The sequence below is a fragment of the Frankia sp. CcI49 genome, from assembly GCF_001983215.1.
GTDB classification, from domain to species: Bacteria; Actinomycetota; Actinomycetes; order Frankiales; family Frankiaceae; genus Parafrankia; species Parafrankia irregularis.
Genome location: NZ_MOWP01000017.1, coordinates 349,134 through 371,567 on the forward strand (window position 1 = coordinate 349,134; position 22,434 = coordinate 371,567).

A 22,434-nucleotide genomic window follows, 5' to 3' on the forward strand; every position below is an offset into this window, starting at 1 on the left:
AGCCTTCATCATCGAAGGCCCGACCAACAGGGGCAAAGGTCCATCCCTGAGCCCGCCGACAGGCATTTCAAGCAACGGACGATCTCCACAGTAACTCCGGAACACAAATTCCGGGCCGAAGGACCTCCGTGCGCCGAGAGCCTTCGGCGGGACAGGCCCCGGCGACCGGGATTCTCGGGTTCTCGCCTCGGGGCGGCCGGGCCGGGCCGGGCCGGGCGGCCGGGCCGGGCGGGGTCGCGACTCCGCAGGATCCGAGGATTCTCGTCGTCGGAACGACCAAGATCCTCAGGTTTCGTCTGAAGGCTGCCGCCGGGCGGCGCGGGTTCGCCCRCCAGCGGCGATCCCAGCCGTACCCGCCCACTCATCGATCTTGATCGGCGCGGTTCTGCCTGCTACACGCTCCGGGACGACGAACGCCCCTGACTCCTGGAGCTGGCTACGGTCAGGACGGCTGCCGAGCGGCGGGCACGGGAAGGGAGCGGCCGTCGGCCCCGAAGCACAGCAACGCCGAGGCGGGCGCGGTCACCGTCACGACCTCGTCCGGCACCACCGGGACGCTGACATCCACCCGCAGGCCGAGCATGCCCGCCGCGGACCGCACGAACATGGTCCGTTCCGCGCCGAGCCGCTCCGCCACGACAACCTGCCCGTGCAGGCTCAACCCGCTGTCCGGCGCGTCCGGACCGGCGCCGTGGGCCGCCCTGTCCGCCGCCCGACCGGCCGCACCGGCCGTATCACCGGCACCACCAGCCGCACCACCGGCAGCCTGGCCGGCAGCTTCGCCCGCCGCCCGGCCTCCCGCACCGCCGGCCGGCTGACCTGTCACCTCACCGGTCGACACCGCCGGGGCACCCGGGCCGGCGGACGAGCCGGGGACCTCCCGGGACGTCCCCGGGGAATCCCCGGCTCGGACCAGCCGCAGGTGCTCCGGCCGAACGCCGACGGCGACCGCGGACGACGGCGCCGCCACCGAGAAGCCCGGGCCGTTCAGACGGCCCTTGGCCCACGTGCCCTCGAGCACGTTCATCGGCGGACTGCCGACGAAGGTCGCCACGAAACGGGTGGCCGGCAGGTCGTAGATCTCGTCGGGCGTCGCGATCTGTTCGATGGCGCCCTGGTTCAGCACCGCCACCCGGTCCCCGACGGCCATCGCCTCGGCCTGGTCGTGGGTGACGAAGACGGCCGTGGTGCCGAGCTGGCGCAGCAGGTCGACGATCTCCACCCGGAGCTCGACCCGCAGCTTCGCGTCGAGCCCGGACATCGGCTCGTCCAGCAGGACGACCCGGGCCCGGGTCGCCAGCGCCCGGCCGATCGCCACCCGCTGGCGCTGGCCGCCGGACATCTGGGCCGGCCGGCGGCGGGCCAGCTCCGCGATGCCGAGCATGCGCAGCGTCTCGTCGGCACGTGCCCGCGCCGCCGCGCGTGACATCCCGCGGCCGTAGCGCAGCGCCAGCACGAGATTGTCCAGCGCGGACAGGTGCGGATAGAGCGCGTAGTGCTGGAACACCATCGAGACGTCCCGCTGGTGCGGCGGCACCCCGAGCTGGCTGCGGCCGTCGAAGCGCAGCTCGCCGGTGGTCGGCTGCTCGAGGCCGGCGAGGATGCGCAGCAGGGTCGACTTGCCCGAACCGGACGGGCCGAGCAGGGCGACGATCTCGCCCGCGGCGATCGTCAGGTCAACGCCCGCGAGCGCGCGCACGGAACCGAAGTCCCGGCCGATGCCGACCGCGTCGACCTGTGCGCCCGGGGTGGCGATGACCGCGTGTGTCGTCACTGGTTGAAGCTCTCCGCCTCTGCCTGGGCCGCTGCCAGGGTCTGGTCGATGTCCGCACCGCCCATGATGCGCACGACCTGGTTGTTGATGGCCTGCGGCAGCTCCGGGCCGCGGGCGCCGGCCCAGGACGGTGGCGCGACCAGCGACGGTGCCAGCTCGTTGAACGCGGTGAGCTGGGGGTACTGGCGGTAGAACGGCGCCAGCCGGGCCAGCGCGTCGGAGTCGACGGGCAGGTAGCTCAACGACTCGGTGCTCGCCACGACGACGTCCGGGGCGAGCAGGGCGACGACCAGCTCGGTCGCCATCTCCCGCTGGCACCGGTCGGTGGCGAGCACGGTCAGCGCGTTGCCGCGGGCCACCGGCGCCTGCCTGCCCGCGGGCAGCGTGGGGAACGGCACCGCACCGGCCCGGAAGCCACGCGTCCCCTGGTCCTGGATGAACTTCAGCCCGCCGGCGAGCGACTCGACCGTCATCACGGTCATCGCGGTCTCCTTGCGGTACCCGAAGCGGAGCAGGCCCTGGTTCGTCGGATCGGTCGACTGTGGTCCGTAGGTGGCGGCCTTCGCGAGGAACTGCGCCGCCTCGCGGGCCTGCGGCGTGTCCAGCCGGGGCCGGCCGTCGTCGCCCTGGATCGGCGCGCCCTTGGAGCTGGCGAGGGTGTTCAGCACCCATTGCCCGAACTGCTGGCCGGTCGGGATGTCGATGGGCTGGACGTCCTGCCCGGACGTCCTGATCTTCTCGGCCGCGGCGAGCACTCCGGCGGTGGTCGTGAGCGAGCCGGGATCAACCCCGGCCTTCTCCAGGACGTCGAGGTTGTAGACCAGCGCCAGGGTCGAGACCTGCTGGGGTATCCCGATCTGGCGACCGCCGATCTGGCCGAGCCCGACCAGCCGCTGGTCGTAGGAGGCTCGCAGCAGCCGCGGCGACACCTCCTGCGCACCGAGCCGCCCGGCGAACTCCGGCAGCAGGTCGAGGCCGGCGACCGCGACGTCGGCCCGCTGGCCGGCGGCGGAGTCCGTGCTCAGCTGCTGGGCCAGCCCGGCGTAGCTGGTGGCCGATGTGACGAGCTCCACCGTGAGCCCCGGATGCGCCTTCTCCATGGCGGCCTTGCCCGACCTGGCGACGTTCTCGAGGTTCTCGATCGTGTACAGCCGCAGGGTTCTGACCGCGGCGGCGCACTGTGACGACGCCTTCGAGCCCGTCGCGTCGTCGACCCCGGTCGTCGCGGAACGCGCCGTCGGGCCGAGGCTCCGGGCCGGATCAGGCGGTGCTGAGCCGCCTCCGCCGCAGGCGGCGAGGGTGAGCAGGGCCGCCACGGCGACCGGCACCGCGCGTCGGCCACGGAGAGTTCGACCGCGGAGAGTTCGACCGCGGGGAGTTCGACCGCGGGGAGTTCGAATACCAGTGATCATGCCGCCTGCCCCGTGCCCGAGATCCCCGCCGACAGCCGCCGCTGGGCGACGACGAACACGAGCAGCGTCGGCAGGCTGATGATCAATGATCCCGCGGCGAGCTGGGCGAAGTCGGGAAACGCCGAGTTCTTCGTGGCGAGGCCGGCCAGCGCGAGCGGCGGGGTGGCGATGTCGGGCGACCGCGCGACCAGCAGTGGCCAGAGGTACTCGTTGAACGAGAGCAGGAAGCTGAACACGCTGACCGTGGCGATCGCCGGTGCGCAGAGCGGGACGATGACCAGCCGCAGGGTGCGCCAGGTCCCGAGCCCGTCCATCCGTGCCGCTTCCAGCACCGACGCGGGAATCGTCGTCATGTACTGACGCAGCAGGAAGATCGCGGCGGCATGGCTCATGAACGGGAGGACCAGGCCGACCCGGGTGTCGGCGAACCCGAGCGCCGAGATCGTCACATAGTTGGGGACAGCCGTGACCTGCGGCGGGACGAGCAGGGTGGCGAGCACGACACCGAAGAGCACCGAACGGCCACGGAACGGCACCCAGGCGAACGCGTACGCCGCCGGGATCGCGGTGATCAGCTGCAGCGCCAGGATCGCCAGGCTGACCAGGACACCGGTGACGAGCGCCGGCCCCAGATCGGCCGCCGTCCAGGCGTTCTCGAACGAGTCGAAGCTGACCGAGGACGGCAGCGGGTTGGACGAGAACGTGAGGGCGTTCTGCGGTGGGCCCAGGGCCGTGCGCAGCATCCACACGAACGGGAGCAGTGCGGCGGTGACACCGACCGCGAGAAACGCGAACCGGMCCGTCGTCGACACCACCCGAGCCGGGCGCAACGACGGGCTCACCACCGCTCCGGCGCCCGCGCCCGAACCCACACTCGACCTCGCTCTCACCCTCGGCCTCGCCCTTGCTCTCGCGCCCGGGCCCGCATCCCGGCCCGTCACGATCGGCGTCCTTCCGCCGCGGAGGCAGCGCCGGCGGAACCCGCTCCGGAGGTCGCGGGGACGGTGACAGCCGGTGTCGACGCGCCGGCGTCAGTGCCCGCCGCGGCGTCCTCCCGGGCCGTTCTGAGCCGGCGGCCCAGCAACGCGCCCGCGGCGCCGAGAAGCACCACTGCCACCAGCAGCAGGAGAGCGATCATCGACGCGTAGCCGATCCGGTAGGAGCCTTTGAAACCGACCTCATAGATGTAGTAGATGATCGTGGTGCTGGAGTCCAGCGGTCCGCCTTCGGTCAGCACCGCCACCGTCTCGAATGTCTGCAGTGTCAGCACGGTGACGAATACCGCCAGGAACACCGTCGTCGGAGCCAGCAGCGGCAGGGTGATGTGGCGCAGCCGGGCCAGCCCACGGATCCCGTCCACATCCGCCGCCTCATGGACGGACCGTGGAATCGCGGTGAGCCCCGCGAGGTAGACCACGAACACCAGGCTGGTCAGGCGCCAGCCACCGACGAGCGCGACCACCGGCAATGCGGTGGCCTTGTCACCCAACCAGTCCACCGGGTCGATACCGACGACCCCGACCAGGGTGTTCGCCAGTCCGTCCGGGTTGCTGTCGAAGATGTATTTGAAGACCACGGCCATCGCGACCATGTTCGCGCTGGCCGGCAGAAAGAGCGCGAAGCGGACCAGCGGGCGGCCCCGGGTGACCCGCTCCGCCGCCAGCGCCAGCAGCAGGCCGAGCAGCACGGACGGAATAACCGTCAGCAGGCAGTAGACGAGGGTGTTACGGACAGCGCGCCCCAGATCCGGGTCTGCCAGCGCTTCCCGCAGATTCGCCGTCCCGACCCAGTGGAAGTCGAGACCGGTCAGTTTCTTGTCGGTGCCGGCCACGAAGGCGGACACAAGTGCCGGCCCGATCACGAACACGCACAGCCCGACAAATGCCGGCGCGACCAGTGCGGCCGCCCGCCAGCCATCCCGTCCGGCTCCCGTACCCTCCGCCACGGTTATGCATCTTGGCCCCGGCCGGAGCGACACGCACGCACCGGGGTGTGTGGAAATCATGAACAGCCCGGGTCATTCCCACCACAGCCTGGTGAGGCGCGGGCAGCAGGGGCAGCGCCGGTGCCGGCGTGACGCTGCTCGCGGCACCCGCCCACACCGCCAGGCCACCGCCGGCGCATACCGCCGGCCCGCAACCAAGTCCGCAGCCGAGTCCGCAACCGCGCCACCGCCAGGCCACCGCCGAGCCACCGCCAGTCCGCTCGCAGGCCTGCAGCCAGGCCTGGTTGCAGGCCACCGCCGGGCGCCCGAACGCCGCCAGGCCACCGGGCCGCACGGGTGCCGCGACGCGCGACGCGCTCGCCGCGACCACGGGCTCCGGCGGGCCCGACGCGGCCGGCGGCACGGCGCGCGGGCGCTGCGCCAGATCCGGTGCCCGCCGACGGTCCCCTTCTGGCCGAATGCCTGCAACAATGACAGGCATCTTGATGTCGATCTTCGGGAACGCGATGAGTGACCGCAGCGACGGCGGACGCGACGACAGCGCACGCCTGGGCACCGGGCCTGATGCGGCTGCCCGCCACCACGACGGGGACGGACGTCCCGGCGGAACCGGCGGCAGCGACCAGGTAAGCAACGACCAGGTAAGCAACGACCAGAGCKAATGGGGCCGAGTCTCGTCCGACGGCACGGTCTACCTCCGCACCGCCGAGGGCGAGCGGGCGGTTGGTTCCTGGCGCGCGGGCAGTCCCGAGGAGGGGCTCGCCCACTTTCGCCGGCGGTTCGACGACCTGGCCGCCGAGGTGGTGCTGCTGGAGCGGCGGCTGACCGTCAGCGGCGTCGACCCCGCCGGCATCGCCGGCAGTGCCCGGCGGCTGCGCGACGGGCTGGCCGAGGCGGCCGTGGTCGGTGACGTGGGCGCCCTCGCCGCCCGTCTCGACGCGGTCCTGGCCGCGACGGACGTCCGGCGCACGGAGCTCGCGGCCCAGCGCGCCCAGCGGGTGGCCGCCGCCGTCGCGGCGAAGGAGGAACTGGTCGCCGAGGCGGAGCAGCTCACCCGCAGCTCCGAGTGGAAGGCGACCAGCGAGCGCTTCCGCACCATCGGCGAGGACTTCCGCGCGATCACCGGTGTCGACAAGCGAACCGACTCGGCGCTGTGGCGGCGGATCGCGGTGGCCCGTGACGAGTTCACCCGCCGCCGAACCGCACACTTCGCCGCGCTCGACACCCAGCGCACCCGCTCCCGGGAGCGCAAGGAAGCGATCATCGCCGAGGCGGTCAGCATCTCGGGCTCGAGCGACTGGGGTGCGACGACGGCGCGTTACCGGGCGCTGATGGTCGAGTGGAAGTCGGCCGGGCGGGCCGCGAAGGATGTCGACGACGAGCTGTGGAACCAGTTCCGCGCCGCGCAGGACGCGTTCTTCAGCCGGCGCAACGCCGTCAACGCCGAGCGCGACGCGGAGCTGCGGGTCAACCAGGCCAGCAAGGAGGAGCTGCTCGCCGAGGCGACCGCGCTCGACCCCGCGGACGTCGAGCGGTCACTGCGCCGTTACCGGGAGATCCAGGACCGTTGGGATGCCATCGGGCATGTCCCGCGTGACGCTGTGAACAGCCTGGAGCGCCAGCTCAGCGCCATCGGCGACAAGCTGCGTGAGGCCTCGGACGCCCGCTGGGACCGGCGGGAGATCGAGGAGTCACCGTTCCTGCGCAAGCTGCGCGAGTCGATCACGAAGCTCGAGGCGAAGCTGGAACGGGCCCGGGCCAACGGGCGGGCCCGCGAGATCGCGGAGGCCGAGAGCGCGCTGGCCACCCAGCGGGCCTGGCTCGCCCAGGCCGAGCAGCAGAACTAGCCGCGCTTCCTTCGCAGGTGCGTGCAGCGGTGCTGCGGCGGGCTCTGCCGGCCGACCTGGGCGGGCGAGTCCGAAGAGTGGAGGGTTTTCGTCGTTCCGACGACCAGAATCCTCCACTCTTCGTAATTTCCAGGTCACCCTTTGCCCCTTTTGTTCGATCCATCCACCCGAGCGAGACCGCCTGAGCCGGCCACGTCCGCGTCTCGCCGCCGACGACACCACTCCGAACGCGGCGGTTGTGCTAACTGTCCGCTTGCCAGAGCTAGCATGCGGCCGTATGGTCCGGGGTGTCAGGGCGTAGTTGCGGAGGTGGGTGACTGCCGTGGCGGCAATCCACGTGAAGGATGTCGGCGACTTCATCCGCGAGCAGCGGCGCGGAGCGCAGATCTCGTTGCGTCAGCTCGCCCGGCAGGCCGGCGTGAGCAATCCCTACCTGAGCCAGATCGAGCGCGGCCTGCGCCGGCCGTCGGCCGAGATCCTCCAGCAGATCGCGAAGGCGCTGCGGATCTCCGCCGAGGTTCTGTACGTGCAGGCCGGGATTCTGGAGGAACGGGAGGGCGGCGAGGACCTGATCGCCGCCGTGCACGCCGACGACACGCTGACCGAGCGGCAGAAGCAGGTCATCGTCGACATCTACGACGCGTTCCGCCGGGAGAACGCGCTCACCGGGGCGTCCTCGGTCGCGAAGCCGGCCGAGACCCCGCTGCCCACGGCCAGCGGCCTGAAGCCAGAAGCGCCGGCCGCTCCGGAAGCACCGGCTGCACCCGCACCGGCTGCTCCAGAAGCACCGGCCGTGGAAACCGGTGCGGAGGCCGTCTCGCCCAGGGCCGGCAAGGTGCGGAGGACCCGGAAGGCCGGAACCACCCCGCCGAAACCATCCGGTACGTCCGCTCCGGACGGCTCTGGCAGCTCTGACGGATCTGACAGCACTGACGGATCTGGCAGCACTGACGGCGAGGGATCCGGCGCCGCCAGGCCGGCCGGGCGCAGGTCGGCGTCGGCCGGCACCCGACGCACCACCGGCGCCGCCCGTTCGGCCTCGAAGGCGGGGGCCGGGAGCAAGACGCCGCGTAGCAGCGGTACGAAGCGCACGTCGGCCACCGCCGCCAGTGGTTCCAACGCCAGTGGTTCCAACGCCGCTGGTTCCAAGACGGCGGCCGCGGAGGCCGGCGGCGAACCCACCCCGGCATCGGCGCCGCCGCAGGACGACAGCACCACCTGACCCAACAACATCACAATCAGCGGAGATCGCTAGGAGATCACATGGCCACCACCCGAACCAGCGCAAAGGCGAAGAGCGAAGTTCCGGCGCCCAGCTCCGACGTCCGCAAGCCGCTCTACGCCTCCGTCGGCGCCGCGGATGCCGCGGTCGAGAAGCTCCTGACGCTTCCCGCGGCCTACGGCACGGAGGTTCGCCGGATCTCGGACCGGGTGAGCCAGATTCCCGCCCAGGCGGTCCGGGTACCCGTCCAGGTCAGCTCGGCCGTCCTGGCGCTGCCGATCACGGTCGGCTCCCAGATCTCCGACCTGCAGGGCCGGGCGACCGAGCTCTACAACTCGTTCGCCAGCCGCGGCGAGAAGCGCGTCGCAGGCATCCGCCGCAGCCCCTCGACCGAGGAGGCCGTCAAGCGCACGCGGACGGCAGCCAGCCAGACCCGGGCCGCTCGCACCTCGACGCGCCGCGCGGCCAGCGCGACCGGACGCGCCATCAGCGACGCGGTCACCCAGTAGCAGCGGTCACCCGGTAGCAGCGCTCACGGTCATCCGAAAGCAGCACAGCCACACAAGAAGGACCACCAGCACACAACACGGCCAACCCGCCGACTCCGCGCACCACGAACCAGGCACCCTGAGTGCCACCGGTTCGTGGTGCGCGTGTTGTATCGGGGCATGCGCTATCGTCCCCTGGGTTCTTCGGGCCTGATGGTCTCCGTCGTTGGGCTTGGCTGCAACAACTTCGGCTCGCGGGTGGACCTCTCCGGTACCCGCGCCGTCGTCGACGCCGCACTGGATGCGGGCGTCAACTTCTTCGACACCGCCGACACCTACGGGAACAAGGGCGGCTCCGAAACGCTGCTGGGGCACGTGCTGCGTGGGCGGCGCGACGATGTCGTCCTCGCCACCAAGGTCGGCAAGGACATGGGCGGCATGTACGGCCAGGACTTCAACGCGCGGGCGTCGCGCCGCTACATCCGCAAGGCCGTCGAGGGTTCGCTCAGCCGGTTGCAGACCGACTACATCGACCTCTACCAGCTCCACTCCCTCGACCCGTTCACCCCGATCGAGGAGACCCTGGAGGCTCTCGGCGAGCTCGTCCAGGAGGGCAAGGTCCGCTACGTGGGCTCCTGCAACCTCGACGCCTGGCAGGTGGCGGACGCGGAGTGGACCGCCCGCGCGTCCGGAACAACCCGCTTCATCTCGGCACAGAACCACTACAACCTGCTCACCCGGGAGCCCGAGGCCGAGCTCGTGCCCGCCACCCTCAAGTACGGCATCGGTGTCATCCCCTACTTCCCGCTCGCGAACGGCGTGCTGAGCGGCAAGTACCGGCGTGACGAGATGCCACCGCCCGGCACCCGCCTGTCGGGACGTCAGGACGAGCTCACCGACGAGCTGTTCGACCGTGTCGAGGTGCTGGAGGCCTTCGCGCGGGAACGGGACCGCTCCCTGCTCGACGTCGCGATCGGCGGACTCGCCGCCCAGCCCGGGGTGGCCTCCGTGATCGCCGGTGCGACGACCGCCGAGCAGATCCGGGCCAACGCCGCAGCCGGCCAGTGGCAGCCGCGCCCGGACGATCTCAGCGTGCTCGACAAGATCGCCCCGACCCGACGTCCGGTGTCCTGACCCCCACGTCCTGAGCAGATGCGCTGAGCCGACGTTCTGCGCCCAGGTTGGCCCCGGGGCCGCTCCCCGGGGCCATGAAGGCCAGCACAGCCAGCGCCGTCAGCACAGCCAGCGCCTCAGCGTGCGGTCGGCTCGCCCCGCAGGGCGCGGATCAGGGCGCCCTCACGTTCCGGGGACAACGACGTCCTGATCACCATCGGCCGGTACTCGCGCAGCGCGTCGACCACCGCCGGATGGGACCGCCGGACGAGCAGGAAAACCGCGGCACGACCTGGCTGGAGGCAGCCGACGACCCGGCGGACCATGGCGCCGTCGATCGGCTCGGTCACCAGCAGCCGCCCCGCGATCGCACCGCACCCGGCGCCTACCAGCAGGCCGGCCATCGGCGCGAGGAAGAGCGCGCCGACCGCGCTCCCGCACGCCGCGCCGCTCAGCGCCGCCGACCGGGTCCGGTGCGTCAGGTGCCTCACCTGCACCGTGCCGTCGTCGTCACGCCAGGCCAGGGCCTCGTCCGCCAGGTTGATGGTGCCCGCCCGGGACATTCGCTGACACCGGGCCCAGGCCTCCTCCGCCTGCTGCCTGCTGTCGAACTCGAGCACGACCAGTTCCGCCACCGGCCCATCGCATCGCAGGCCATTGACATCTGGCAAACCGAGGGAGTCGGTTAGAGTGTCCGTATGGTCACGGTGAGCCTGCTCCAGGGTGACATCACCAGCCAGTCCGTCGATGCGATTGTGAACGCCGCGAACTCGTCGCTACTCGGTGGTGGTGGGGTCGATGGGGCCATCCACCGGGCTGGCGGGCCCGAGATCCTCGCGGCCTGCCGGCGGCTCCGGGCCGGCGCGCTGCCCGACGGGCTGCCCACCGGCGGCGCAGTCGCCACCACGGCCGGCCGGCTGGCGGCCCGCCACGTCATCCACGTCGTCGGCCCCGTGCACGCACCCGGGCAGGACCGTTCCCATCTGCTCCGTTCCTGCTACACGCAGGCCCTCGCAGTGGCGGACGAGATCGGCGCACGCACCGTCGCCCTGCCCGCCGTCAGCGCCGGCGCATACGGCTGGCCGGCCCGCGATGCCGCCGACATCGCGCTAACCACCGTGCTCACGGCTCCCACCTCCGTCAAGGAGGCCAGGTTCGTCCTGTTCGACGAGGCAATGCTCCGTATCTTCACCGAGGCTCTCGGCGCTCTCCAGCCACGATGAGCCCACGCCGGACGGCGGCAACCCCTCGGGGCCCGGCGGCGTAGGCCCGGCGTCCAGCCGCGTGCGCCCGGCATCCAGCGGCATAGGCCCGAGGCCGGCTGGCGTGGTGGTCCCAGGACCGGGCGGCGTGGTCCCGGGACCGGGCGGCCAGGCGACGGTGAGCTCACCGAGCCGCCACCGGTGCGGGCCGTCGAGGACCAGCCAGCCGTCCCGGCGCAGCAGCCCGGCGGCGGCGATCCAACGCTGTCGCGGCCCGAACGCGCCTCGCGGCGCCGAAAGCTCCCAGGCCGTATCGAACGAGGTGAGCAGCGCGTGGACGTCCTCACCGGGCACATTGCGCGCGATCAGGCTCTTGGGTAGCCGCGGCGCGAGGTCGGACGGCCGGCTCAGGCTTCCCAGATGCGCCGAGAAGGTCAGGCTCCGCGGCCGGCGATCGGGCCCGAGAGCGAACCAGCAGGCCCGGCGGCCGATCTCGTCACAGGTCCCCTCGACCAGGATTCCGCCCGGCTGCAGGCGTCCCACCAGGGCGGCCCAGGCCGACTCGACCGCGCCCTCCTCGTACTGACGCAGCACGTTCATCGCCCGGATGACGACAGGCCGCAGGCCCGCCAGCTCGAATCCGCCGCGGGTGAACGTGAGCCCGGGCGGGCGGGCGGCCGGTTCGGCGGCGGCGACCCGTTCCGGCGCCAACTCCAGCCCGACAACCCGGACATCGGCCCGCACCGGGCGGAGCCGGTCGTACATCTCGACGGTGGTGACCGGCGACGATCCGAAACCGAGATCGACGACGAGCGGGTCCGCGGCACGCCGCAGCACCGACCACCCCGCCGACGCCAGCCACCGGTCGACCCGGCGCAACCGGTTCGGCGCCGTCGTGCCCCGGGTGGGCAGACCAAGCGCCCGCGCGCGGCCAGCGGCCAGGCGCGGCCGGCGCCGCGAAACTGTCACTCCGCTCACATCCCTCTCGAAACCCCGGCCGTAAATCCCTTGTTCGCACAGGGTCGGTCGGATGGCGCCCACCCGGTACGGGCACATACAGCTCATGCCGAGTGTGCCGGGCGGGCATAGGAGGGCCGCCGCCCGGGTTGAATGACGTTGGCGCAGGTCGTCCGCTTGGTCGCTAGTGGAGGTGGTTGGTGCACCTGGTCGATGGCCGTCCGCCGGACCGGCGTGACGCCGCTGCGCCGAGGACGCAGAGGACGCCGAGGTCACCGTCACGGGTGGCGATGCTCTCGATGCACACGTCGCCCCTCGAGCAGCCGGGAACCGGTGACGCGGGCGGCATGAACGTCTACATCATCGAGCTCAGCCGCCAGCTCGCCGCGCTCGGCACCGAGGTCGAGGTGTTCACCCGCGCGGTCAGCAGCAAGCTGCCGCCGACCGCCGAGATCGCCCCCGGTGTGACGGTGCGGCACATTCCCGCCGGCCCGTTCGAGGACATCGGCCGCGCCGAGCTGCCGGCCTGGTTGTGCGCGTTCACGGCGAACGTCCTACGCACCGAGGCCGGGCAGGACGCCGGCTGGTTCGACCTGGTCCACTCCCACTACTGGCTGTCCGGCCAGGTCGGCCTCTCCGCCGCCCGGCGGTGGGGCGTGCCGCTGGTCCACACCTCCCACACCCTGGCGAAGGTCAAGAACGCCTCGCTCGCGGACGGCGACCGACCGGAACCGGAGCTGCGCCTGCATGGCGAGCAGGAGGTGATCTCGGGCGCAAGCCGCCTCATCGCCTCGACGGAAACCGAGCGCCGTCACCTCATCGACCTCTACGGGGCCCCGCCTGACACAGTGGACGTGGTCGCCCCCGGCGTCGACCTGGATGTCTTCCGGCCCGCCGGCGACGGCGACGAACGGGCCGCGCGAGCCCGGCTCGGCTTCGACCCCGACACGCAGCTCCTCCTCTTCGTCGGACGTATCCAGCCGCTCAAGGCTCCGGACGTCCTGCTCGCCGCCGCCGCCGAGCTCATCCGCCGGGACCCGGAACGACGCAGCCAGCTCGCCGTGGTCGTGGTCGGTGGCCCCAGCGGCTCCGGGCTCGAACGCCCCGACGCCCTGGTGAAGCTTGCCGCGGAGCTCGGCATCACCGACATCGTCCATTTCCAGCCACCTGTACCGCACGATCAGCTCGCCTCCTGGTATCGCGCGGCCACGGCCGTGGTCGTGCCCAGCCACAGCGAGAGCTTCGGTCTGGTCGCCGTCGAGGCACAGGCCTGCGGCACCCCGGTGGTCGCCGCATCCGTCGGCGGCCTGCGCACCGCCGTCGACCACGGGACGTCCGGGGTCCTCATCCGTGGCTGGGAGCCGGCGGACTACGCCACCGCGCTGGAACGCATCCTCACCGAGGAGCGGTGGCGACGGCATCTCGCCGCGGGCGCCCGGGCCCGCGCCGCGGGCTTCGGCTGGACCGCGACCGCACGCGGTGTCCTGCGCAGCTACCAGGCCGCCATCGCGCCGAGCGCCGTGGCAGTCTGACGACATGACGCCCTCCATCGACGTCGCCGAGCGCGAACGCCTCGACAAGCTGATCAAAGCCGGGCTGGACGACCTCGGTGTCGCCTACGAACACTCCGACACCGGCGCCTTCCTGGTGACGTTGGAGGGCGAACACAAGCTGCGCACGATGACGTGGCTGGTGGTGCAGGACCACACGTTGCTCGTGGAGGCCTTCTTCATGCGCGCTCCGGCGGAGAACGCCGCCGGTACCTACGGCTTTCTGCTGAGCCGGAACTCCCGCACCTACGGAGTGCACTTCTCGATCGACAACATGGGCGACATCTTCCTCACCGGGCAGGTCCCGCTCAGCGCGATCAGCCCCGACGAGATCGACCGGCTGCTGGGCTGCGTCGGCACCTACGCCGACGAGAACTTCGACCCGGCCATCGCCATCGGCTTCGCCGGCGCCATCCAACGCGAACGCGCCTGGCGGGCCAAGCTCGCCGCCGACAGCGGATCCGCCGCGCGCCCCGCGTAGCGCCGCCACGACCAATGGCACACCCCGGCACCCCGCACACCCACACACTTCTCGCACCCGCACACTCCCTGCACCCGCACACTCCCTGCACCCGGCCGGCCCGACAGGTTTCTGACCCTCGGCTCAACATGCCCCGATCGCCCGCTTCCCGAGGTCACACACAGCGTCGACAGCCGCTGCGAGGGTGGCGGGGGCGCGGGTGAGACCCGCGACGACGTCGTGTGTTCCGCCCATTCCCGCATGCTCCAGCAGTTGCTTCTCGTTGGTGACCCACTCCCCCCGCGCGGCGAGGACCGCGTGTGCGTATTCCGACGCGCCGACAACGAGCAGGCTCGCGCACTGGGCGGTCCGCCCGTGCGACGCGTGATGACGCCTGGCGTATGCAAGTGTCATCGCCGCACGATCGGACCATGTTCGCGAGGCCGATATCCGCAGCGCCTCGGGATACTCCGGCCTGGGCAGCGCACCACGAAGCACACGGTTGATCGCGAGCTCCCCGACGACGAGATAGCTCGGAATTCCCGCCAGATGGAACATGAGTGGCTCGATGTGGAACTCACCGCGCTCAGCGCGGGCGAGTTGCTCCTCGACGACATCGAGGTCGCGATAATGCACGTCCACGGACCGGTCGGCGACAGTCAGCCACGCGCCACCGTTGAAGACACCTCCACCCCAGCCGCCAATCTCCGACACCTCCCCCGGAAATCCAAGGCCTCGCAGCGACGCCGGATCGAATTCACCGCGATAATAGATCGCAAGATCCCAGTCACTGTCCGGCCGATGCGTCAGCTGTGCCCGCGACCCGCCGAGCACCACCGCCTCCACCCTAGGCAGCCCGAGCAGAATTTCAGCGATCCCGTCGAGGAAATGGATGTCATCCACGGCCCCATAGTAGATACACGGCCATATCGGCACAAATTATTATTGACAGGAATCCCAGGAGTCCCGCATTCCAGGGAGGAGAGGGCGACTTTCACTCCTCCGACAATGCGATCAACGTTTCATATCGGACAGGCCGTTTTCGCTCGTCGCGTCAAGCTCGACGGTGGCACATTCCCCATCGAGGTACGAATGCGGCCGCACCTCATAACGGCGGCCGGTCGGACTCATCCAGCAGAACACCCCCGGCCGGGGCTGGACCACCCGCCACCGGCTGTGATGACGCACCCGGTGATGCCGCCTGCACAACGGCCCCAGGTTCTCCACCAGCGTCTTCCCACCCGAGGCGTAGGGCCGGGTGTGGTCGAGATCGCAGCGCCACGCCCGGCGGGTGCAGTGCGGGAAGGTGCAGCACGGGTTCCGGGCCCGCACATGACGCTTCTGCGCCGGGCTGGGATACCGCCGTTCTCCCAGCTCCACGAGGTGCCCCTGCTCGTTGGTGAGCATTCGCCGCCATGTCGAGGTCGGCCGTGACGCTATCTCCCGCGCCACCGTCGCCGGGATCGGCCCGTACCCGACCAGTTCACCCGGCTCGGCGTCCAGGCCGAGCAGGGTCCCGATCGGAACGATCACCTGCACATCCGCACCCGTCGCACCCCCCGGACCAGGCTGACCGTCCCGGCCCAGGATCAGATCCATCAACGTGTCCGCACGCACCTCGTCCCGACTCCGACCCTCTCCCTTCTCTGCCATCGTCGCGTTGGTGACCTGCTCGATCCGCGCCTGGCAGGCCAACGCCCCGTCCGCGGGCAGCAACGCCCCAGCACGGCCATCCCGTCGTCCTCCGGCTCCACCCACACCCGCCGCTCCGGACGACGTTCGTCGGACCGTCGGGCCGCACCCTCGGGATCAATCTTGATCACCCCGTAGCGGCACGCCGCCGTGAACGCACGCCGATGCGCCCGCGGCCCCTTCCCGAGGACATGGTCCGCGACCCGGCCGGCGAGCCCGTCGTCCAACGGGGAGGTCGCACGCTCCAAGGACGTCAACCGCGGCAGATCCAACACCCCCGCCGCCAACGCCTCCAACCCGACGGGGAGACGCCGAACCACCTGATCAGCGAAATCCAGATGCCACTCCGCGGACCCGGTCGAGATCCGCATCACCCCCGCCACCTCACCCGCCACCACCGAACCGAACAGGCCCAGCTCGTCATAGCCCTCCGGCGGCCGGGCAGCGGCAAGCTCCGCCTGAACCCGGATCGCCACCGCCTGCGCCGCCGCGATCCCCGCCACCGCCGCCCGGAGCCTGTCCAGACACTCGCTCAGCCACCCCTCGAACACCCGATGCTCGACCGGAACCCCCACCTCCTCCTCACTGCCGGGAACCGTCGCGGCCGACGGGCCGGTCGTGCCAGTCGCGTTGATGACGATCGAGGGCGTGCGGGGAGCCATGGCACCACACCTCCGGTCCGGAAACACACACCACACGATCGAACGGACGTTCGATCGCGTGGTGATGCTAAACCCGGAAACGACCCGCAGGACCGGGCCGGCCAAGGGAGGACACAGCGAGTTCACCGGCCACCCAGACCGCCTTGACAGACAGACCTCCCTGCCGGCAACCTCGCATTCTCAGACCAGCTAGAAGAGCGACTCCTCACACCCATGCGACCCATATCGCACACCTTGTGGGCGCCGTCACCACATCGTGATCCCCTGTGCCCATACAGGGCACAGAACGACCGACCAGGTCAATTTAGTCAGCATTTATAGTTCGCCGGAATCGCTGCGCCTCACGGTAGCGAACTTCTCGAACTCAGTCGCCAAGGGCCGGCCTGAAAACCGGAGAGGCTGCAATTATTGTCAACAGCAAATAGCGGGCGATGCCCGCAGGAGACCACATCAAAATCTGGTGCAGCAAATCGGGCGTCGAAAAAGCCATGCCGAGCTAGATATTCACCCGATCCGCAGGCGGGAGTCATGGTCGCGCGGAATCCAAACACCCCGAGGAGGCTCAAGCCTCCGCCGGGTTACTACTTCATAACCGGTCGACTATTCCTTCACGCGGTGAAGACGAGCCGAGAGGTGGGACTGGAGTGGCTTGCCACTGGCCTCCATGTCGATCGCATACGCCAGATCGCCGCCCTCGACGAGGCCGTACAGCCGCACCGAGCGGGTGACCTCACGGGCAGTGGTGGTCCTGATCAGAACGTTCGAGTCGAGGTCCACCCTGGTTCCGGCGATGGTCCCGACGTAGATCTCGGCGATGCCGAACGGGTGGGCCAGCATTACCTCGACGACCGGGTTGCGGTTCACCTTGCCGTCGGGGCCGAGCTCGGTGGCGGGTGGCTGCACCCGCCAGAATCCCGTCTCGGTTGCCAGGGGGCTGCCCGGCTCCCGTCCGTCCCGAGGCTCGTCGGCCCACCAGGTGTGCGACACATAGCCGAGCGCGGGACGCCCGTCGGCGGCGAAGGTGATCTCCTGGCCGTAGTGGAAGGACTCCATGCCCTCATAACCCCCGACGCCCTCACCGCGCCAGGTGCCGACGAGGAACGCCAATGGCAGCAGACTCGGATGAAGCTCTGACGAGGACGAGGACGAGGACGCCCCCTTGCCCGTCCGCACGTCGTCGGTCGTGTCGGTACCCATCGGCTTCCCGCTCCCCCCATGCCCTTCTGCCATCGGCGCGCTCACCTGCGCGTTCCTGCCCTGCCTGCGCGCCGGCCCGCTCAGCGCCGGCCCCCGTACAGCTTGTAGACGGCGTACCCGGAGAACCAGGCGATGAGCATCGCCATGGCCACCAGCAGACCGCTCGCGAAGTAGTGCAGCACGGAGCACAGCCTAGGCTTACCTCCTGCACGCTCCGCAGCCGTGTACCAGGCAGGGCACACTGGGCGGGTGACCCGCTCGCTTGTCATCAAGGTGACCGCCGGTGCCGACGCCCCGGAACGCTGTTCTCAGGCCTTCACCGTGGCCTCGGTGGCCGTGGCCTCCGGTGTGGATGTCTCGCTGTGGCTGACGGGCGAATCAGCCTGGTTCGCTCTTCCCGGGCGTGCCGCGGAGTTCAGCCTGCCGGAGTCTGCACCGCTCACCGACCTGCTGGACGCGGTTCTGACCGGCGGCCGGGTCACCGTCTGCACCCAGTGCGCGGCACGGCGCTCCTTCGGTCCCGAGGACGTAATTCCAGGGATCCGCATCGCCGGCGCCGCGGTGTTCGTCAGCGAGGCCCTCGCCGAAGACGTCCAGGCCCTCGTGTACTAGCCGTGTGCTGAGCCAAATGCCTGCTGAGAGGCGCACACCCGCCTCCCGCACGTGCGATGAGCACATGCGGGAGGCGGGCGACGTCTTTCTGCACGCGCAGCACAGACCACTGATGGCACACGACACGTCACGTTCACCGCGCGATTGCAATGCGCTTTCATGATCGCATGATGCCGGAGTCCGAGATGCTCTTCGCCGTGGTGCAGTTCGAGGAGGCGGGTCGACATACGGTCCGTCGGGTGGTCGCGCCGTTCCCGGATCGCAGTGCCGCGGCGACCTTCGCCACCGATAACGACCTGCGCCACTTCACCGTGGGCCCGATGGCCTTCGCGGTCCCCACCAGCATCCCGTTCGATGGTCCGCCGCGGGCTACCACGCGCCCTCGCGACCTGCCCGCCCCCCGCGACGCGCCGACCTAGCCGACACGCCGGCCCAGCCGACACGCCGAGCCAGCCCCCGACAACGCCGAGCTGGCTGACGTGCCGAGCTGACTGACGTGCCGAGCTGACTGGCATGCCGAGCTGACTGGCATGCCGAGCTGACTGGCATGCCGAGCTGGTCGATGCGCCAGGCTCGGGTTAGTGGCCAGGCCGGGGCTTCGGGTCCGCGGCTGTCGGCGGGGGCGACGTCCGCAGGGAGTGGCCGTAACGGCCGAGGGCCAGAACCGGCCAGATCAGGCGATACCCGTTGTAGTTGAGGTAGAAGTCCCCCGGAAAGCCGGTGCCTGTGAACTGGTCCTCATCCCAGGTCCCGTCCGGACGCTGCTGATCGGCAAGCCAGTCCGCGGCCCGTGCGAGCGCCACCGCCACGTCGGGCCCTTGCTCTCCCGCCAGCAGCCCGAGCATCCCCCATGCCGTCTGCGACGCTGTGGACATGCCCTGGCCGTTCCACCGCGGATCGCTGTAGGAACGCAGGTCCTCACCCCACCCACCGTCGGAGTTCTGGCGGGACARCAGCCAGGCGACGCCACCGCCGATGGCCGGATGGGTCGGCGCCAGCCCTGCGGCGGCCAGCGCAGGCAGGACGGATCCGGTGCCGTAGACATGGTTGACGCCCCATCGGCCGAACCACGAACCGTCCGGCTCCTGATGGTCCAGCAGCCAGGACACCCCACGCTGCGTCCGGGGATCATCGGTCAGCCCGGCGTCGACAAGAGCCTCGACAACGTGGGCGGTGACGTCCGCAGACGGCGGATCGGTGAGAGCGCCGAAGTCACCGAACGGAATCTTGTAGACAAGCGTGCTGGTGTTGTCCGAATCGTAGGCGCCCCATCCACCGTCACTGGACTGCAGGCCGAGCAGCCAGGTCACGGTCCGATCGGTCGCGGATTCGATCTTCTCCGGCGCGGGATGACGGACATGCCGCAGAGCGAGGAGCACCTCGGCGGTGTCGTCGGTGTCGGGATAGGTGTCGTTCTCGAACTCGAACGCCCAGCCGCCGCCGGGCAGGTCCGGGTGGTTCACCTGCCAGTCACCGCTGCGATCACGGATCTCCTGGCCGAGCAGCCAGTCGGCGGCCCGCAGCAGCGCCGGGTCGTCCGGCTCGATGCCGATGACGTCGCCCGCCTCGACGATCGCGTTCACCGCGAGCGCCGTGTCCCAGACGGGAGACTGCGAGGCCTCGATCATCCGCGCCCCGTCGGGGAGGGTGACCGAGTAGTCGTCGAGAGCTTCCAGCGCCGCTTTCAGCACCGGATGCGCAAGGTCATAGCCGAGCAGCCGTAGCGCGATGATCGAGTACACGGCCGGCGGCTGGATCCCGCCGAAGCAGCCATCGGCCTCCTGCCGCGCGATGATCCAGCGTTCCGCCGTACGCATCGCGTGCCGGCGCAGCGGGCCGATCGGGTGATGGTGATAGCGGTGCAGCCCGGCATCGACCCACCGGAAGAAGGGCTTCCAGCCGAGCGGCACCATGCCGCGCAGCCCAAGGATGCCGCGCAGTGCGGATCCGACACCCGCGCTGACACCGTGGCCAGCACCGCCGCTGCCCCCGGCACCGCCGCTGYCCCCGGCACCAACGCCGGTTCCAGCGCCGGCAGCGGCTCCAGCACCGGCGCCGGTTCCAGCGRCCACCGACGTCGCGGAACCGGAACAATCCGGATCGTCGACCGACAGCTCTTCCAGGCCGAAAGGTGCCGGACGGACCGGACGGAGCGCGAAGACGATGGTGAGGGGAACAATGGTCTGCCGAGCCCAGGATCCGAACGAGTAGATGCTCAGCGGGGCCCGGTCGGGCAGCAGCATGATCTCGGGTGGCAGCACGGGCAGATCCTCCCAACGCCACCAGCCGAAAAGAGCCATCCAGATTCTGGTGAACACCCGGGTGGCGGGAACTCCGCCGTTCTGCCGGATCCAGGACGCAGCACGTTCCATATGTGGGGCCGACAGTTCGTCACCAGCCAGCCGAAGGGCTATGTAGGACTCGACCGTGATGGACAGCTCACCCGGTCCACCGAAGTACTGCGGCCAGGAGCCGTCCGCCAGCTGACGGGAACGAATGAACTTCGCGGAGGCCGCGGTGACGGACTCCGTACGAATTCCGAGGAACTCGCGCAGCAGCAGGTCCTCGGCATCCATGGTGGTGTTGCTTTCCAGGTCGAACTTCCACCAACCGGTGCTGTCCTGCAGGGACAGCAGGTGCTGGGTGGCCCGGCGCAGCGTGCCGGCCAGCCGGTCCGCGCCGTCACGAACATCGCGAACATCGCGTTCCGCCCGGTCACGCACCGCGGCGGAAGCATCGACAACCTGCTCGGGAATATGGTGCCCGATGGCCTCGGAAACCCGGGAGACAGACATGATTAATCCTTGCGTCTTCTGGATGAACGCAATCGCGTCGCCAGCTCTGGTCCGACCTTGAAGTACTTGCTGGCGTGCCTGAAATTTCGCGCTTCCACCGGCCTGCTGGGCCGGTGGAAGGTTTTCTGGTGCTGGCCGGTCGCGGCCAGCACGGCGGTTCAGGTTCTGAGGCAGATCCGATCGAGACACTTCTCCACCACGGCGAGAAGCTCCACCAGGTCGGTGCTGCCTGATCGGCACCAGGAGCGGATTGCCACCTGAATGGCACCGAGAAAGCTGACGACAATCATCTGGGCGTCCAGTTCGGTGACCGTCGAAAGGCTCGTCTGGGTTGGCACGGTGCCGGCAACCGACCCGTCGAGGCCGGCGCCACCCCCGGTTCCACCCCCGACCAGGAGCACCTCGTTGTCGACAAGCTCCATGGCGAGACGGTCACCGATGACGATCAGCCGGCTCAGCACCGCGCCGGCCAGTGGGGTGGCCTCGTCGCTGGGCAGCAGCTGATCGGCGTAACGCCGCAACGAGCCTCCGTCCGGCGACATCAGTGCCCAGGCGCTGAGGGCCGCGCATCGCAGTGCAGTCAGCGGCGGCTCGTCGGCGGGCCGGCGGCGCAGTGCCGCAACAGTCAGATCGCCCATCTCGTCCAACGGTGCGAGCGCGATCGCCTCCTTCCCGGTGAAGTACCGGAACAAGGTGCGCACCGACACGTCCGCACCCGCGGCGATCTCCTCGAGAGTCGCGCTGTCGAAGCCCTTCTCCTGAAACAGCTCGTGCGCCACCTCGATGATCGTCTGACGGGTGCGCCGCTTCTTCCGTTCGCGCAGGCCCTCCGCCTCAGCCACCGCCCACCCCCCTTACGCCCCTTGCTACCGCCGCCCGATGCCACACGCCCCATCCGCGACAACCTCGATCCCCCCGGATCGTGGTGTCATGGACGAACATACGCCACCATCGGACAACTGTCAGCTCATGACACTTATATTTTTACCCCCGGCGACGGGACCACGGCAAGTCGACCCGGCCCCCGATCACCCACTCAGGCACCCACGCCCACGCCCACACGCACACCCGCACCCGCACCCGCACGAAAAAGCGGCCGGGCTCCGGGGAACGTGCTCCCGGAACCCGGCCGCCGCCGAACCTGCGATCTACCGGCCCCGTGGGCCGTGGCACTTGGCCACCACCGGTCTCAGACCATCGCCGGCCTCAGACCGTGACGTCGACCTGGGTGTCGACCGGCTCACCCTGGCGGGCGACGACCTTGCGCTCGCCGGTCGCGCCCGGAACCAGGGCGCGGACCGTCCACTCGCCAGGACGCGCGAAGAATCGGAACTGGCCGGTCGCCGAAAGCGGCACCTCGGCGGTGAAGTCGCCACCGGAGTCGAGCAGGCGGGCGTAACCAGTCGAAACCGGCTCACCGCCGGAGACCACAACTCCCTGGATCACGGTTTCCTTGGCCACGTCAATTCCTTCCACCGATGGTCCACCACTGGTCGCACCGCACAT

21 protein-coding genes and 1 pseudogene are annotated in these 22,434 nt (G+C 70.3%); 9 read left to right on the top strand and 13 right to left on the bottom strand.

The features are described from left to right. Window positions 1–442 precede the first annotated feature (442 nt). The 4 genes from CcI49_RS16905 to CcI49_RS16920 form a co-directional block, all read right to left on the bottom strand. Window positions 443–1,774 carry an ABC transporter ATP-binding protein gene (locus CcI49_RS16905; protein WP_076827622.1) on the bottom strand — a complete coding sequence of 444 codons (1,332 nt, stop codon included), beginning with the start codon at window positions 1,772–1,774 and terminating at the stop codon, window positions 443–445. Further along, complete coding sequence (locus CcI49_RS16910) at window positions 1,771–3,102, bottom strand: extracellular solute-binding protein (RefSeq protein ID WP_198955551.1); 1,332 nt, start codon at window positions 3,100–3,102, stop codon at window positions 1,771–1,773. The genes CcI49_RS16905 and CcI49_RS16910 overlap by 4 nt, the downstream gene beginning before the upstream one ends. 80 nt (window positions 3,103–3,182) lie before the next feature. Then, window positions 3,183–4,031: a carbohydrate ABC transporter permease gene (locus tag CcI49_RS16915; protein WP_241840114.1), complete on the bottom strand. Its 849-nt coding sequence runs from the start codon at window positions 4,029–4,031 to the stop codon at window positions 3,183–3,185. A 92-nt stretch (window positions 4,032–4,123) separates the two neighbouring features. Then, window positions 4,124–5,131, bottom strand: a complete 1,008-nt coding sequence (locus CcI49_RS16920; RefSeq protein WP_076827626.1) for a sugar ABC transporter permease — start codon at window positions 5,129–5,131, stop codon at window positions 4,124–4,126. Between the two features lie 485 nt (window positions 5,132–5,616). Between CcI49_RS16920 and CcI49_RS16925 the strand changes: the two genes are divergently transcribed. The 4 genes from CcI49_RS16925 to CcI49_RS16940 all read left to right on the top strand — a co-directional run bounded on the left by CcI49_RS16925 (window position 5,617) and on the right by CcI49_RS16940 (window position 9,822). Next, window positions 5,617–6,978 (top strand): DUF349 domain-containing protein, encoded by a 1,362-nt coding sequence (locus tag CcI49_RS16925; protein WP_076827628.1) that lies wholly within the window; start codon window positions 5,617–5,619, stop codon window positions 6,976–6,978. Between the two features lie 322 nt (window positions 6,979–7,300). Continuing rightward, entirely contained in the window at window positions 7,301–8,200 is a 900-nt protein-coding gene (locus tag CcI49_RS43320) for a helix-turn-helix transcriptional regulator (protein ID WP_054568012.1), read from the top strand. A gap of 41 nt (window positions 8,201–8,241) precedes the next feature. Then, window positions 8,242–8,709 carry a hypothetical protein gene (locus CcI49_RS16935; protein ID WP_054568013.1) on the top strand — a complete coding sequence of 156 codons (468 nt, stop codon included), beginning with the start codon at window positions 8,242–8,244 and terminating at the stop codon, window positions 8,707–8,709. Between the two features lie 192 nt (window positions 8,710–8,901). Then, window positions 8,902–9,822: an aldo/keto reductase gene (locus CcI49_RS16940; RefSeq protein WP_235498068.1), complete on the top strand. Its 921-nt coding sequence runs from the start codon at window positions 8,902–8,904 to the stop codon at window positions 9,820–9,822. A 116-nt stretch (window positions 9,823–9,938) separates the two neighbouring features. On the opposite strand, the gene CcI49_RS16945 is transcribed toward CcI49_RS16940, so the two are convergent. Next, window positions 9,939–10,436 (bottom strand): DUF1269 domain-containing protein, encoded by a 498-nt coding sequence (locus tag CcI49_RS16945; protein WP_063793164.1) that lies wholly within the window; start codon window positions 10,434–10,436, stop codon window positions 9,939–9,941. A gap of 63 nt (window positions 10,437–10,499) precedes the next feature. Here CcI49_RS16945 and CcI49_RS16950 point away from each other — a divergent pair, with 63 nt between their 5' ends. After that, the gene (locus CcI49_RS16950; RefSeq protein ID WP_076827630.1) at window positions 10,500–11,024 is read left to right on the top strand and encodes an O-acetyl-ADP-ribose deacetylase; all 525 of its coding nucleotides are present in this window, start codon (window positions 10,500–10,502) and stop codon (window positions 11,022–11,024) included. A 141-nt stretch (window positions 11,025–11,165) separates the two neighbouring features. Here CcI49_RS16950 and CcI49_RS16955 read toward each other — a convergent pair. Next, window positions 11,166–11,972 (bottom strand): annotated as a pseudogene (locus tag CcI49_RS16955) (class I SAM-dependent methyltransferase); the annotation flags it as partial. Window positions 11,973–12,160: 188 nt separating this feature from the next. Between CcI49_RS16955 and mshA the strand changes: the two are divergent. Beyond that, the gene (gene mshA, locus CcI49_RS16960) at window positions 12,161–13,492 is read left to right on the top strand and encodes a D-inositol-3-phosphate glycosyltransferase (protein ID WP_054568016.1); all 1,332 of its coding nucleotides are present in this window, start codon (window positions 12,161–12,163) and stop codon (window positions 13,490–13,492) included. 4 nt (window positions 13,493–13,496) lie between these two features. Further along, entirely contained in the window at window positions 13,497–13,991 is a 495-nt protein-coding gene (locus CcI49_RS16965) for a YbjN domain-containing protein (RefSeq protein WP_054568017.1), read from the top strand. Between the two features lie 123 nt (window positions 13,992–14,114). Here CcI49_RS16965 and CcI49_RS16970 read toward each other — a convergent pair whose 3' ends face one another. The 4 genes from CcI49_RS16970 to CcI49_RS16985 all read right to left on the bottom strand — a co-directional run bounded on the left by CcI49_RS16970 (window position 14,115) and on the right by CcI49_RS16985 (window position 17,521). Further along, window positions 14,115–14,873 (bottom strand): nucleotidyltransferase domain-containing protein, encoded by a 759-nt coding sequence (locus tag CcI49_RS16970; RefSeq protein ID WP_161934781.1) that lies wholly within the window; start codon window positions 14,871–14,873, stop codon window positions 14,115–14,117. Window positions 14,874–14,984: 111 nt separating this feature from the next. Next, window positions 14,985–15,569, bottom strand: coding sequence for a hypothetical protein (locus CcI49_RS44160; RefSeq protein ID WP_347280124.1), 585 nt, complete (start codon window positions 15,567–15,569; stop codon window positions 14,985–14,987). Beyond that, window positions 15,569–16,324, bottom strand: a complete 756-nt coding sequence (locus tag CcI49_RS44165; RefSeq protein ID WP_131831108.1) for a DUF222 domain-containing protein — start codon at window positions 16,322–16,324, stop codon at window positions 15,569–15,571. The genes CcI49_RS44160 and CcI49_RS44165 overlap by 1 nt, the downstream gene beginning before the upstream one ends. Before the next feature lie 600 nt (window positions 16,325–16,924). Then, on the bottom strand, window positions 16,925–17,521 hold the full coding sequence (locus CcI49_RS16985) for an FABP family protein (RefSeq protein ID WP_076827637.1): 597 nt from the start codon (window positions 17,519–17,521) through the stop codon (window positions 16,925–16,927). A 249-nt stretch (window positions 17,522–17,770) separates the two neighbouring features. Here CcI49_RS16985 and CcI49_RS16990 point away from each other — a divergent pair, with 249 nt between their 5' ends. Together CcI49_RS16990 and CcI49_RS16995 are read left to right on the top strand one after the other, a co-directional pair. Then, window positions 17,771–18,133 (top strand): DsrE family protein, encoded by a 363-nt coding sequence (locus tag CcI49_RS16990; RefSeq protein WP_054568020.1) that lies wholly within the window; start codon window positions 17,771–17,773, stop codon window positions 18,131–18,133. Window positions 18,134–18,300: 167 nt separating this feature from the next. Continuing rightward, the gene (locus CcI49_RS16995; RefSeq protein WP_054568021.1) at window positions 18,301–18,552 is read left to right on the top strand and encodes a hypothetical protein; all 252 of its coding nucleotides are present in this window, start codon (window positions 18,301–18,303) and stop codon (window positions 18,550–18,552) included. A 159-nt stretch (window positions 18,553–18,711) separates the two neighbouring features. Here CcI49_RS16995 and shc read toward each other — a convergent pair whose 3' ends face one another. The 3 genes from shc to CcI49_RS17010 all read right to left on the bottom strand — a co-directional run bounded on the left by shc (window position 18,712) and on the right by CcI49_RS17010 (window position 22,434). Then, entirely contained in the window at window positions 18,712–20,928 is a 2,217-nt protein-coding gene (gene shc, locus CcI49_RS17000; RefSeq protein ID WP_116437420.1) for a squalene--hopene cyclase, read from the bottom strand. Between the two features lie 158 nt (window positions 20,929–21,086). Further along, the gene (locus CcI49_RS17005; RefSeq protein WP_054568530.1) at window positions 21,087–21,770 is read right to left on the bottom strand and encodes a TetR family transcriptional regulator; all 684 of its coding nucleotides are present in this window, start codon (window positions 21,768–21,770) and stop codon (window positions 21,087–21,089) included. 364 nt (window positions 21,771–22,134) lie between these two features. Then, window positions 22,135–22,434, bottom strand: coding sequence for a DUF1416 domain-containing protein (locus CcI49_RS17010; protein ID WP_006542398.1), 300 nt, complete (start codon window positions 22,432–22,434; stop codon window positions 22,135–22,137).

Bases quoted from the DNA above. Each gene is read 5' to 3' on its own strand.
- CcI49_RS16935 (WP_054568013.1), top strand. From the start codon at position 8,242: ATGGCCACCACCCGAACCAGCGCAAAGGCGAAGAGCGAAGTTCCGGCG.
- CcI49_RS16940 (WP_235498068.1), top strand. From the start codon at position 8,902: ATGGTCTCCGTCGTTGGGCTTGGCTGCAACAACTTCGGCTCGCGGGTG.
- CcI49_RS16950 (WP_076827630.1), top strand. From the start codon at position 10,500: ATGGTCACGGTGAGCCTGCTCCAGGGTGACATCACCAGCCAGTCCGTC.
- CcI49_RS16965 (WP_054568017.1), top strand. From the start codon at position 13,497: ATGACGCCCTCCATCGACGTCGCCGAGCGCGAACGCCTCGACAAGCTG.
- CcI49_RS44160 (WP_347280124.1), bottom strand. From the start codon at position 15,569: ATGGATCTGATCCTGGGCCGGGACGGTCAGCCTGGTCCGGGGGGTGCG.
- CcI49_RS44165 (WP_131831108.1), bottom strand. From the start codon at position 16,324: ATGGCTCCCCGCACGCCCTCGATCGTCATCAACGCGACTGGCACGACC.
- CcI49_RS16985 (WP_076827637.1), bottom strand. From the start codon at position 17,521: ATGGGTACCGACACGACCGACGACGTGCGGACGGGCAAGGGGGCGTCC.
- CcI49_RS16995 (WP_054568021.1), top strand. From the start codon at position 18,301: ATGATGCCGGAGTCCGAGATGCTCTTCGCCGTGGTGCAGTTCGAGGAG.
- CcI49_RS17010 (WP_006542398.1), bottom strand. From the start codon at position 22,434: ATGTGCGGTGCGACCAGTGGTGGACCATCGGTGGAAGGAATTGACGTG.